General features: G+C 66.2%; 9 protein-coding genes. 5 read left to right on the top strand and 4 right to left on the bottom strand.

Going from position 1 to position 13152, the window contains the following annotated elements; translation table 11 throughout:
• Nucleotides 1-5 precede the first annotated feature (5 nt).
• Nucleotides 6-2129 carry a malate synthase G gene (locus RLDS_RS33750; protein WP_021224852.1) on the bottom strand — a complete coding sequence of 708 codons (2124 nt, stop codon included), beginning with the start codon at nt 2127-2129 and terminating at the stop codon, nt 6-8.
• Between the two features lie 103 nt (nt 2130-2232).
• On the opposite strand from RLDS_RS33750, the gene RLDS_RS33755 reads away from it, so the two are divergent.
• From RLDS_RS33755 to RLDS_RS33765, 3 genes are read left to right on the top strand one after another with little or no spacing between them, the layout of a single operon-like run.
• Nucleotides 2233-3156, top strand: coding sequence for a LysR family transcriptional regulator (locus tag RLDS_RS33755; RefSeq protein WP_031297525.1), 924 nt, complete (start codon nt 2233-2235; stop codon nt 3154-3156).
• A gap of 10 nt (nt 3157-3166) precedes the next feature.
• Nucleotides 3167-5440: an NADP-dependent malic enzyme gene (locus RLDS_RS33760; protein WP_021224854.1), complete on the top strand. Its 2274-nt coding sequence runs from the start codon at nt 3167-3169 to the stop codon at nt 5438-5440.
• A gap of 39 nt (nt 5441-5479) precedes the next feature.
• Complete coding sequence (locus RLDS_RS33765) at nt 5480-6178, top strand: L,D-transpeptidase family protein (protein WP_021224855.1); 699 nt, start codon at nt 5480-5482, stop codon at nt 6176-6178.
• On the opposite strand, the gene RLDS_RS33770 is transcribed toward RLDS_RS33765, so the two are convergent.
• On the bottom strand, nt 6175-7062 hold the full coding sequence (locus RLDS_RS33770; protein WP_031297527.1) for an EamA family transporter: 888 nt from the start codon (nt 7060-7062) through the stop codon (nt 6175-6177). The two genes, RLDS_RS33765 and RLDS_RS33770, sit on opposite strands and share 4 nt — an antisense overlap.
• A 173-nt stretch (nt 7063-7235) precedes the next feature.
• Here RLDS_RS33770 and RLDS_RS33775 point away from each other — a divergent pair, with 173 nt between their 5' ends.
• Both RLDS_RS33775 and RLDS_RS33780 read left to right on the top strand, forming a co-directional pair.
• On the top strand, nt 7236-8432 hold the full coding sequence (locus tag RLDS_RS33775) for an MFS transporter (RefSeq protein WP_021224857.1): 1197 nt from the start codon (nt 7236-7238) through the stop codon (nt 8430-8432).
• A 41-nt stretch (nt 8433-8473) separates the two neighbouring features.
• Nucleotides 8474-9649, top strand: coding sequence for an aspartyl/asparaginyl beta-hydroxylase domain-containing protein (locus RLDS_RS33780; protein WP_021224858.1), 1176 nt, complete (start codon nt 8474-8476; stop codon nt 9647-9649).
• Between the two features lie 12 nt (nt 9650-9661).
• Here the strand turns inward: RLDS_RS33780 and RLDS_RS33785 are convergent, their stop codons facing one another.
• Both RLDS_RS33785 and RLDS_RS33790 read right to left on the bottom strand, forming a co-directional pair.
• Complete coding sequence (locus RLDS_RS33785) at nt 9662-12169, bottom strand: putative bifunctional diguanylate cyclase/phosphodiesterase (RefSeq protein WP_021224859.1); 2508 nt, start codon at nt 12167-12169, stop codon at nt 9662-9664.
• A gap of 108 nt (nt 12170-12277) precedes the next feature.
• Nucleotides 12278-13093, bottom strand: a complete 816-nt coding sequence (locus tag RLDS_RS33790; protein ID WP_021224860.1) for an arginyltransferase — start codon at nt 13091-13093, stop codon at nt 12278-12280.
• Nucleotides 13094-13152 lie beyond the last annotated feature (59 nt).

The following is a 13152-nucleotide window of genomic DNA, read 5'->3' on the forward strand; positions in this document are numbered from 1 at the left end:
TTTTCTCAGGCGTCTTCCAGCAGCTGCGCCTTCTTTTTCGCGCGGAAGGCGTGGAGCAGCGGTTCGGTATAGCCGCTTGGCTGATCGACCCCTTCGAACACCAGTGCGCGGGCGGCCTGATAGGCCAGGCTCTCCCCTTCCCGACCGTGCATCGGTTGATAGAGCGGATCGCCCGCATTTTGGGCGTCGACCTTGGCCGCCATGCGCGCGAAGGCGGCGTCGATCTGCTCCGCCGTGCAGATACCGTGCAGCAACCAGTTGGCCATATGCTGCGAGGAAATGCGCAGCGTCGCCCGATCCTCCATCAGGCCGATGTCGTGAATATCGGGCACCTTGGAACAGCCGATCCCCTGATCGACCCAGCGGACGACATAGCCAAGGATGCCCTGCGCATTATTGTCCAGTTCCTGCGCGATTTCATCCTCGGAAAAATTGCGGCCGACGGCGACGGGGATGGTCAGCAGCGTATCAAGAGGCGTTACGCCTTCGCGCGCGCGCTCCGCCTGACGCGCGAAGACGTCGACGCGGTGATAATGGGTGGCGTGCAGCGTCGCGGCGGTGGGCGATGGCACCCAGGCGGTATTGGCGCCGCTCATCGGATGGCCGATCTTCTGATCCAGCATGTCGGCCATGCGGTCTGGCGCGGCCCACATGCCCTTGCCGATCTGCGCCCGGCCGCTGAGGCCGCAGGCAAGGCCGATCTGGACATTGCGGTCCTCATAGGCGGTGATCCAGTCGCTCGACTTCATCTCCCCCTTGCGGATCATGGGACCGGCCTGCATCGACGTATGCATTTCATCGCCGGTGCGATCGAGGAAGCCGGTGTTGATGAAGACGATCCGGTCTTTCACCGCATGGATGCAGGCGACCAGATTGGCCGATGTTCGGCGTTCCTCGTCCATGACGCCGACCTTGACCGTGTGGCGGGTCATGCCGAGCATATCCTCGATCGCGTCGAACAGGCTGTTCGTGAAGCTCGCCTCGTCCGGCCCGTGCATCTTGGGCTTGACGATATAGACGCTGCCGGCGCGGCTGTTGGCCCGATCGCTATTGGCGTGGCCGTTGAGGTCATGCAGCGCGATCAGGCTGGTGACGATGCCGTCGATAATGCCTTCGGGGGCGTCGTCGCCATTGGGCAGGCGGACGGCGGGCGTCGTCATCAGATGGCCGACATTGCGGACGAACAGCAGGCTGCGACCCGGCAGCGTGAAGCTGCTGCCGTCCGGCGCGGAGTAGGTGCGGTCGGGGTTGAGCGCGCGGGTCATCATCGCGCCGCCCTTCTCGAACGTGTCGGTGAGGTCGCCGCGCATCAGGCCCAGCCAGTTGGCATAGGCGGCGACCTTGTCCTGCGCGTCGACGGCGGCGACGGAATCTTCCAGATCGCAAATCGCGGTCAGCGCGGATTCGAGGGTGACGTCTGATATGCCGGCCGGGTCGGTCGCGCCGATCGGATGGTCGCGGTCGAAAACGACCTCGATATGCAGGCCGTTATGACGGAACAGCTTGCCCTTTTCGCTGGTGCCGATGAACTGGGCGGGATCGCGCAGGACGATGTCGGCGCTGGTCAGGTCGGCCCAATGGCCGCCGGCGAGCGGGATGGCATCATCGAGAAACGCCTTGGCCCAGGCGATGACCTGCGCGCCGCGCGCGGCGTCATAGCCTTTTCCTGCGGGCGCGCCCGCAATGGCGTCGGTCCCGTAGAGCGCGTCATAGAGGCTGCCCCAGCGCGCATTCGCCGCGTTGAGCAGGAAGCGGGCGTTGAGGATCGGCACGACCAGCTGCGGCCCGGCAAGGCGGGCGACTTCGTCATCGACATTCTGGCTGCCGATCGTGAAGGGCGCGGGTTCCGGCACAAGATAGCCGATGTCGCGCAGAAAGGCCTGATAGGCGTCCGCATCATGGGGCTGGCCCCGGCGCTGTTCGTGCCAGCTGTCGATCTGCGCCTGCAATGTATCGCGCTTGCGCAGCAGAGCGACATTGTCCGGCGCGAAGCGGGCGAGGATGTCCGCTGTCCCGGCCCAGAAGGCGTGCGGGTCGATCCCGGTGCCGGGCAATGCGCGGGTTTCGATGAAGTCGGCGAGCGACGGCGCGACCATGAGGCCGGACTTGTCGATCATGCGGTCGGTCATGGCTCTTCTCCCAACGTCAATGTGCCGCCCTACCCGTAGCCTATCGCCATTATGCCGTGTAGGCGCTATTATGCGAATATAGTCATTCCTGCGGTGAAATAATATGATGGACCCCGACCATGACCTGTTCGTGACCGTCGTCGACGAAGGCGGGCTGGCCGCGGCCGGGCGGCGGCTGCATATTTCCCCGGCGATGGTGTCGAAACGGCTGGCGCGGCTGGAGGAGAGGCTCGGCGCGAGGCTGCTCCACCGCACGACGCGGCGCATGGCGCTGACCCCGGCGGGCGAGCGGCTGCATGCCGACCTGCGCGGCATATTGGCGGCGCTGGATGAGGCGGAACGGCGGGTTTCAGGGCAGTCGGCGATCGTCAGCGGTCCGCTGCGCGTGACCGCGCCCACCTCCTTCGGGCGCATGCATCTGGCGCCCTATCTCCAGGATTTCCTCGACGCCTATCCGAAGGTCGCGCTGACCATCGACCTGTCGGACGCCTTTGTCGACCTGATCGACGCGCGGGCGGACCTTGCGCTGCGCATCGCCGCCGATCCGGGGCGTGGCCTGTCGGCTACGCGGCTCGCCACCAACCGCCGCATCCTGTGCGCCGCGCCGGGCTATCTCGATCGCCATGGCGTGCCGGACACGATCGCGGCGCTCAAAACGCACCGATTGCTCGCCGCCGACGGGCAGATGCCCTGGCGGCTGATGGGCCCCAAGGGACCTGTCAGCATCGACGGGCAGAGCCATGTGCGCACCAACAGCAGCGAACTGGTGCGCGAATTGACGCTGGCGGGCGGCGGCATCGCGCTGCGATCGCTCTGGGACGTCAGTGACGCCCTGGCATCGGGGCAATTGCGACCGGTCCTGCCCGCCTTTGCCGGATCGGCCGATGTCGCATTGTTCGCGGTACACCTGCCGCAAAGCCATCCGCCGCGCGCGATCAGCGCCTTCATCGACTTTCTGACCGGCCTCTATGGCCCCGTGCCGCCTTGGGAACGCTCGGCCATTGCCCTAGCGGAACCAAGCCTCTAAGGCCGCGCGCATGGACGACAATACCCGCCGCGCCGCGCTCGACTATCACCGCTATCCGCAACCCGGCAAGCTTCGCATCGAACCGACCAAGCGCATGGTCAACCAGCGCGACCTGGCGCTGGCCTATTCGCCCGGCGTCGCCGCGCCCTGCGTCGAGATCGCCGCCGATCCCGACAAGGCGCTGGACTATACCGCGCGCGGCAATCTGGTCGCGGTCATATCGAACGGCACGGCCGTTTTGGGCTTGGGGTCGATCGGCGCGCTGGCGTCCAAGCCGGTGATGGAGGGCAAGGCCGTGCTCTTCAAGAAGTTCGCCGACATCGACGTATTCGACATCGAGGTCGACACGACCGATCCCGACCAGTTTGTCGAGGCGGTCGCCCTGCTGGAGCCGACATTCGGCGGCATCAACCTGGAAGATATCAAGGCGCCCGAATGTTTCGAGATCGAGCGGCGGCTGAAGGAACGGATGAACATTCCGGTCTTTCACGATGACCAGCATGGCACCGCCATCGTGGTCGCCGCCGCCGTGCGCAACGCGCTGGTGCTGCAGGGGAAGACGCTGGCCGATGCGAAGCTGGTGACGTCTGGGGCGGGCGCGGCAGCGCTGGCCTGCGTTGACCTGCTGGTGTCGATGGGCCTGCCCATTGAAAATGTCACGATGACCGACAAGGACGGGGTCATCCATGCGGGCCGCGAGGGCATGTTGCCCAACATGGCGCGCTATGCCCGCGCCACCAATGCCCGCACCCTGCCCGACGTTTTACCGGGGGCAAACCTGTTCCTGGGCCTGTCGGCGCCCGGCGTGTTGAAGCCCGAATGGCTGCCGCTGATGGCGCCCAATCCGCTGATCTTCGCGCTCGCCAACCCGGAGCCGGAAATCCGCCCCGAAGCCGCGCGCGAGGTGCGGCCCGACGCGATCATCGCGACCGGCCGGTCGGACTATCCCAATCAGGTCAACAATGTCCTGTGCTTCCCCTATATCTTCCGTGGCGCGCTGGACGTCGGTGCGACGCAGATCAACGAGGCGATGAAGGTCGCCGCCGCCGACGCCATCGCCGCCCTGGCGCGCATGCCTGCGCATGACAGCGTCGCGCAGGCCTATGGCGGGCGCAAGCTGGTGTTCGGCGCAGACTATATCATCCCCACGCCCTTCGATCCGCGCCTGATCGGCGAGATCGCGGTCGCCGTGGCGAAGGCCGCGATGGACAGCGGTGTTGCGAAGAAGACGCTGAACCTCGACGATTACAAGCGCAGCCTGACCCACCAGAACACCCGGTCTGGGCAATTGATGCTGCCCGTGTTCGAAGCCGCGCGCGGCAGCGGCACGCGCATTGCCTATGGCGAGGGTGAGGATGACCGCGTGCTGCGCGCGATCCGCGACGCGCTGGACGAAGGGATCGTGCGCCCGACCATCATCGGCCGCCGCCGCATCCTGGAACAGAAGCTGCCCGAACTGGGGCTGAGCTTTGACCTCGACCGCGATGTCGAGGTGATCGACCCGGAAACCGACCATCTGGTCATGGGCGAACTGGTCGAGGCCTATCGCGCCGTCGCCGCGCGCAAGGGCGTGCCGGCGGACGAGATATTGCGCCATGTCTATCGCCGTCCGACCGTCACCGCCGCCATGCTGCTGCGCACCGGGCGGGTCGACGCCGCGCTGGTCGGCGGGCGATCAGAATATTGGGGCCAGGTGGAGCATGTGCTGCGCATCATCGACCGGCTGCCGAGCCACAGCCGGGTCTATGCGCTGTCGGGTCTGATCCTGGACGCGGGCGCGCTGTTCATCACCGACACGCATATGGTGCCCGATCCGACGACCGAGCAGATCGCCGAAATGACGGTCGCGGCCGCCGCGGAGGTCGCGCATTTTGGCCTCAAGCCGCGCGTCGCCCTGCTGTCCCACTCCAATTTCGGGTCATCGCACACCGACAGCGCGCGCAAGATGCGCCGCGCCTACAAGAAGGTGCGCGACATGGCGCCTGAACTGGCGGTCGATGGCGAAATGCATGCCGACGCGGCGCTCAGCCAGGCGCTGCGCGACCGGCTGATCCCCGATTCGCGCTTCGAAGGGTCGGCGAACCTGCTGGTCATGCCCAATCTGGACGCGGCCAACATCACGCTGACGGCGCTGTCGGCATCGTCCAGTTCGCCCACGGTCGGCCCCATGCTGATGGGCCTGTCCAAGCCGATCCACGTGCTGACGCCCGGCGTCACGTCGCGCGGCATCCTCAATTTGACGGCCATCGCGGCGGCCGAAGTCGTGCGGGAAGGCCTCACTTAACCTTTGCCTGTTAGGCTGCGCGGCGAAAGGAGATTGCTGATGGCATCATGGTTCAACGCGATGGCGAAAAGCATCGGTCCCAAGCTGGTGATCGTCCTGGGCCTGAGCGGGGCGGCGTGGGGCGCGATGCATGTGCTCGATCGACCGGCAGCCCCCGAGGCTGAACCGATCGCGGCGCAGGCGGCCTCTCCCGCCGCGGAGGCCGCGGTCCCCACCCCGTCCGCCCAACCCATCGAGCGCCGCAGCGACCAGCCGATGGAGATCGACCCGCGCGCGCTGACGGTAAAGCGCGTACTAGCCATCGACGGGCCGTTTCGCCATGGCGATTATGTCTGGGACGAAAAGGGCGCACCCGCGACCGGGCCGGTCATCATCACCATCGACCTCAAGGCCGAGACGCTGTCGGTGTTCCGCGACGGCTATGAAATCGGCGCGGCGGTCATCCTCTATGGCGCGACGGACAAGCCCAGTCCGCTGGGCGCCTTCCCGATCACGCAGAAGGACGCAGACCATGTGTCCAACCTGTATGACGCGCCCATGCCCTATGCGCAGCGGCTGACGAGCGATGGCGTCTTCATCCACGGCAGCGATGTCGAATATGGGCGGGGGACCCATGGCTGCATCGGCGTGCCAACGCCTTTTGCCAAGAAACTCTTTGGCGTCACCAGGATTGGCGACATCGCCGTCATCACCAATGGCAAGATGCTCAATGTCGGCAAGGCAAAGGTCGGCGCTTAAAGCGGCGTCGTTTCGATCCTTGGCCTCGGCGCGGCGGTGAGCGCGCTGCCGGCAGAGGCGACCATGATGCTGAGCATCGCGATCCACTGGATCGGCGTCAGCCGCTCGCCCAGCACCACAAAGCCCGCCAGCGCGCCGATCGCGGGCGCCGAACTGAGTAGCAGCCCGAAGGCCGGCGCGGACAGCCGCCGCATCGCGTCCATTTCCAGCGTATAGGGAAAGGCGCTGGACAGGAAGGCGACCGCGAGCGCGACAAGCAGGAGATGCGGCGAATGGACCGCGCTATCGAGCGCGCCCGCCGCGACCGGACTGATGATGAACGCCGCGACCAGCATCCCCCAGGCGACGGCGTCGCCGCCGATCCCGGCGGACACGCGCTTGCCGGCCAATATGTAGAGCGCCCAGCACAAGGCGGCGCCACAGGCGAAGGCGACGCCTATGGGATCAAGCCGTGCGTCGGCGCGAATGGGGAGCAGGATCAGCAGGCCCGCCACCGCAGCGGCCAGCCACACGAAGTCGCGTGGACGGCGCGATCCGAACAGCACGATGGCGAGCGGCCCCGTCACCTCGATGGCGATGGCGGTGCCGAGCGGGATGCGCGCGAATGCCTGATAGATGGACAGGTTCATGAGCGCGAGCGTCGCGCCATAGGCGAGCAGCGGCCAGCGCAGGCCGCGCGGCACCGCCCGCCGCCAGGGTCGGCGAAAGGACAGGAGCAAAAGCGCCGCCAGAACGATCCGCAGCCCGGCGACGCCCGGCGCGCCGACCAGCGGAAACAGCGTCTTGGCAAAGGCAGCGCCCAAATTCATCGACACGAGCGACAGCATCACCGCACCGGTGCCGATCAGCGCATCATGCGCGCCCTGTGCCTGTTTGCTGGTCATCTGGCGGGCGCTATAGCCGATACAACCGATCACGCCATGCCCCTGATCGTCGCGCGGTTGCGTCTTTTGCGCCGGCGAGTGCAAGAAAGTCATACGAATGCGGCATTGACCCGCGCTGTCATCACGCCCATCTGCGACGCTTCTGTATATTGCACTGCAACATGGAGCCTCCCATGAGCGCCCAAATTCATCAAGCGCGCCCCGCGCTCGTCCTGTTCGCGCTGTCGGTCGGCGCCTTTGCCATCGGCACGACCGAGTTCGCGGCGATGAGCCTTCTGCCCTTCTTCGCGCGCGACCTGGGCATCGATGCGCCGACTGCGGGCCATGCGATCAGCGCCTATGCGCTGGGCGTAGTCGCGGGCGCGCCGGTGATCGCGGCCTTTGGCGCGCGTCTGCCGCGCCGCACGCTGCTGATCGGCCTGATGGCGATGTTCGCGCTGGCCAATGGCTTGTCGGCGCTGTCGCCCAGCTACCATTGGATGCTGCTGTTCCGCTTCCTGTCGGGTGTGCCGCACGGGGCCTATTTCGGCGTCGCCGCGCTGGTGGCCGCGAGCCTGGTGCCGATCGAAAAGCGGGCGCAGGCGATTGCGCGCATGTTCGCGGGTCTGACGGTGGCTACGATCATCGGCGTGCCGGTGGCGAATTGGATGGGTCAGGCGCTTGGCTGGCGCTGGGGCTTTGGCGTCGTGGCGGTGCTGGCAATCGCCACCGTGACGCTGGTGGCCATCCACGCCCCGCGCGACAAGGGCGACCCCAAGGCCAGCCCGATGCGCGAGCTGACCGCGTTGCAACGCCCGCAAGTGTGGCTGACGCTGCTGACCGGCGCGATCGGCTTTGGCGGGCTGTTTGCGGTCTACACCTATGTCGCATCGACCATGATCGAAGTGACGCATGTGTCGGAAGCCTATGTACCGCTGGTGCTCGCCATCTTTGGCGTGGGGATGACATTGGGCAATCTGGCGTCGGCCTGGCTGGCCGATCGCGCGCTCAACCGGACCGTCATCGGCATCATGCTGTGGAGCGCGGCGTCGCTGGCGCTGTTCCCGCTGATGGCGGGCAATGTCTGGACGCTGGGTCTTGTCATCTTCATGATCGGCCTGGGCGGGGGCCTTGGCACGCCGTTGCAGGCGCGGCTGATGGACGTGGCGGGCGATGCGCAGACGCTGGCAGCGGCGCTGCACCACAGCGCCTTTAACGTCGCCAATGCGATCGGTCCCTGGCTGGGCGGCCTGTCGATCGCGGCGGGCCACGGGCTGGTGTCGACCGGCTGGATCGGCAGCGGCCTGGCGCTGGGCGGGCTGGCGGTGTTTCTCATCGCGATAACGATCCAGCACCGCACGCCTCCCATGATCGCAGCGCCGGCGGAATAAAGCCGCTTTCGCAGGCTCCCCACCCCGTCTAGACAGGCGCGATGACGGACGCGACCACAGGCGGGGAACGGGAACGGGCGCTGGCGGACGCCGCTGCCGCGGCGCTGCGGCAAGGCGATGCGCGCGGAGCGGTAGCATCGTTGCGCCAGATGCAGCACCCCCCGCCTATGCTGCTGGCGCAGGCCTGCAATCGGAGCGGCGACCTGGATGGCGAGGCGGCGGCGCTGCAACGCATTCTGGATCAGGACATCCGCAATCTGCCCGCGATGCTGGCCATGGCCCAGAATGCCGATCGCCGGGGCGACGCGCGCGGCGCAACCGGCTGGTATCGGTCCGCGCTGGCCCAAGCCGCGGCCGCAGGCGCGCCGCCGCAGCTCCAGCCCTTGTTGCAGAAAGCGCAGGATTATGTGGCGTGGTCGAGCCGGACGTTCGAGGACCATCTGATGGAGGCGATTAGCGGACTGCCGCCCCTGCCCCGCATTCAGCTGGCAACCGACCTGCTGCTGGGCAAGCAGAGCCTGTTCCTGCAACAGCCCAGCATGTTCTATTTCCCCGGACTGCCGCAGCGCGCTTTCTATGAGCGGTCGGAGTTCGACTGGGTCGCCCCGATGGAGGCGATGACGGATGCCATCGTCGCGGAACTGGAGCAGGTCCGCGCGCAGGAGGACGCCGCCTTCGCGCCCTATGTCCAGACGTCGCCGCTGCGCCCAGCGCCCAACAACCCCTTGCGCGACGATGATCGCTGGGGCGCGCTCTATTTCTGTCAAAATGGCGAGCAGGTCGCGGCCAATGCGGACCGGTGCCCCTCGGTAATGGCCGCCCTCGCGCTGGCGCCCGTTCCCGTCATCGCTGGCCGGTCGCCCATGGCGCTATGGTCGCTGCTGAAACCCGGCACGCATATCCAGCCGCACCACGGCCTGCTCAACACCCGCCTCATCTGCCACCTGCCATTGCTGACGCCTGACAACTGCGCGCTGCGCGCTGCGCGCTGCGCGCTGCGGGTGGGTGCGGAAACGCGCGCCTGGCGCAAGGGGGAAATGCTGCTGTTCGACGACAGCGTCGAGCATGAAGCGTGGAACCGCAGCACCGGCACGCGGGTCGTGCTGCTGTTCGAGATATGGCGGCCCGAAATCGAGGCGGAGGAACGCGAGGCGCTGACCCAGCTGTTTCAGGCGATCGACCGGTTCGGACCGGCCCCGGTCGACACCGGCGGTTGACGGGAAAAGGCGTCAGCGCATCTTTGCGGTGACGACGTCGAATGGCTGCGGCCGGCCCAGATGAAATCCCTGGCCGATCGGGCAGCCATGGGCCAGCAGCAACTGGGCCTGCCCCTCTGTTTCGACGCCCTCCGCCACGACTTCCATGCCGAAACTGTCGCCCAGTTTCACGATCGCGTCGACAATGGCCGCATCGCCCACATCATTATCCATGTTGCTGACGAAACTGCGGTCGATCTTGAGCACGTCGACCGGATAATGTTTCAGGTGGCTGAGCGAGGCATAGCCAGTGCCGAAATCGTCCAGCGCGACCCGCACCCCTTCCTTCGCGAAACAGCGCAGGGCGCTGGCAACCTGATCCGCGCCCCGGCCCAGGAACACGGTTTCCGTGACCTCTATTTCCAGATGGCGCGTGGGGATATGCGCCTGGGCGAGGCGCTCCAGCACCGAATCTGCAAAGCCCGCATGGGTGAAGTCCGCCGCCGACGCGTTGAAGGCGACGCTGCCGGGATCAAGCCCGGCATCCAGCCAGCGGACCATATCGTGCAGCAGCTTGTCCAGCATGGTCTGGGTCAGCCCGACCGCGATTTCCCCATGGTCGAAGGCGGCGGCGATGGACCCGGGCGATTGCACCCCCAGGCGCGGATGCCGCCAGCGCAACAAGGCTTCATAGCCCGTGATCATGCGGGTGCGCAGATCGACCTTCGGCTGGTAATAAGGCATGATCAGGTCATCGTGGATAACCTGGCGCGCCATGTGGATCATGGAACTGCGTTGCTGGGCTTCGGCGCGCAACGTGGAATGGAACAGCGTCAGCCGTCCGCGACCGGCCGCCTTGGACGCATAAAGCGCCAGATCCGCGGCCTTGAACAGTTCATCGCCTTCGCTGCCGGCGTCGCCCCCGAACAGCGCCGCACCCATGCTGACGCCGCAATCGAGCGAACGCCCTTCATGCATATGCGGTCGGCGCAGGGTTTCGATTAGCGCCTTGCCCCATGCTTCGACCCGCGCGGCGTCGCCCAGGGCGCTGGACAACAGGCCGAATTCATCGCCCCCCAGGCGGCCGATAACGGCATCGGGTGGCGCGGCCGCCTGCAACCGCTCGGCAAACGCACAGAGCAGCGCGTCGCCGGCGTCATGGCCCAGCGAGTCATTGGTGCGCTTGAGGTCGTCGATATCGAGCAGAAGCAGCGCGAAGCTCTCCCCGGACCTGCGTGCGGCTTGCGCCATCTCCTCAAGCTTTTGCTGCCACAAGGTCCGGTTTGGCAGGCGTGTCATGGCGTCATGCGATGCGGCCCAGCGAATCCGCCGTTCGCTGTCATATTGTTCCGTAACGTCCAGAAACGTGACGACGATACGTGTCGACCGGTCGGTTTCGCAGCGCGTCAACCAACCCGTGCTCTTCAGTTTGCGAAATGCACCGTCCGTCATCCGGCGGATGCGCAGCAACCCTTCAAAATGCGACGGCATCGTCCCCGAAACAACCGCCGACATAAGCCCCCGCAAGTGCGAGCGGTCATCAGGATGGACAAGTGACAGGATCAATTCGGCGGTAGGTTCGGCGTGGGGAGAAACACCCAGCATGGCCCGCAATTCCGGCGACCAGCTACGCTGCCCCGTCCGGCTGTCAAAATCCCATATGCCAAGCCCGGCGGACTGGATCGCCAGCCGGAACCGCTCCTCGCTTTCAGCAAGGTTGCGCTCGGCCATGTGGCGCTCATGCACATCCTCCAGCGATCCATACCAGCGGATGATCCGGCCATCGGCATCCCGGCGCGCGGCCGCACAGGCGCGCATCCAACGATAGTCGCCCGACCGCAACCGCACGCGATAGTCGACATCGACCGGCTCGCCGCTTGCCAGATGGCGATCCCACACGGCCCGCACATGCGGCGCGTCGTCAGGATGCAGCATCTTGATCCAGCCAAAGCCGCGCACTTCGTCGTCCGACAGGCCGGTCATTTCCGCCAGGCGCGGCCCGACTTCCTCGATCGCGCCGTCCGGCGCCGCGGTCCAGGGCACCTGCGGGCTGAGCGCGACCGACCAGCGATAATGATCCCGGCTTTCAGTAACTGCGGCGGACAGCAGCTCCTGATAGGGCTGCGCATCCTCCACCGTGCCGAAATAGCACCAGTCGCCGTCTGCCAGGACGTGACGGCGCATCTGCACGCGGCACCAATGGCGGACATCGGGCGCAAGCGCGATGGTCATCATCAGGGGTTGCGGCTGGCTTTGTGCGCCAGCGGCCGCCAGCGCGCGGCGGTCCGCAGCATCCAGCAAAGAGCGCCAGCCGACACCAACGGGATCGACGAGAGGGCTTACGGACGGCCCCGAAACGGGCCACCATCCGATCAGGCGTCCCCGCCGATCCGCCACCCATCGTACTACCAGCGGCGAGAGGGTATCGAACAGAGCGGAGGGCAGCATGCCGCCGACCAAGGGCGACATATCCGTGCTGGCATGGTCCTGCCCAGCCAGGCCCAGCCCTTGCAAAAACCGGCGGTCAACGAACCGGTCCACCGCCTTCTCCCTCCAAGCAAATTTCTGCCTCTGCCAGGGATTTAGAGGAAAAGGTTAAAGATTTTGCCTATGTCTATCCTGCCCGAAACCCTGGTCCGGGCAGGCCGCCTATTTGCGCAGGATTGTCGCCAGGTCCGCCGTCAGCGGCGCGCGATCGGCTCCGGCGAAAGCGGAGGCCGTGTCGGCTTCGGTCGGGTCAAAGCGTTTCCAGCCGTCGCGGCTCAGCTTTTCGAGCGGCTGATACCGCACCTTATATTGCATCCGCGCCGCGCCCTTCACCCAATAGCCCAGATAGACATAAGGCAGGTCGGCGGCGGCGGCGCGCAGGATATGGTCCATGATGATATAGTTGCCCAGGCCCGGACGATCCGGCGACTGGGTATCGAAGAAACTGTAGATCATCGAAAGGCCGTCGCCCTGCCGGTCGGTGAGGCAAGCGCCGACCAGCTTGCCTGGCCGACCGTTGCGGCCCGGCTCGCGATATTCGACGACATGGCTGTCGACCGGGGTCTGTTCGACCATGTCGGCAAAGTCCATTTCGTCCATTTCGGTCATACCGCCGCCGGGATGACGCGCGTTGAGATAGCGTTGAAGCAGCGCGAACTGCTCTTCCGTCGACCAGGGCTTGCACGCGCTGACCACCAGATCCTCATTCCGGCGCAGCAATTTGCGCTGGGTCGCGTTGGGCCGGAATTCCTGCGTGACGACGCGCACCGACACGCAGGCGGTGCAATCGACGCAGCTGGGCCGATAGGCGACATTCTGGCTGCGGCGAAAGCCGATGCGGCCGAGCGCGTCGTTGAGTTCCGCCGCATTGTCGCCGGAGAGCTCGGTGAAGACCTTGCGCTCGCTCTTGCCCGGCAGATAGGGGCACGGGCTGGGATTGGTGACGAAGAAGCGCGGGAAGCGAAACGGCGCGGTCACGCGGCTCCCCCCGGTCCCATGCTGTCAATCCCTTGCGTCATGCCCTCGTTATGCCGATC

Origin of the sequence: Sphingobium lactosutens DS20, assembly GCF_000445105.1 — a bacterium.
In the GTDB taxonomy this organism is placed as follows: Bacteria; Pseudomonadota; Alphaproteobacteria; order Sphingomonadales; family Sphingomonadaceae; genus Sphingobium; species Sphingobium lactosutens.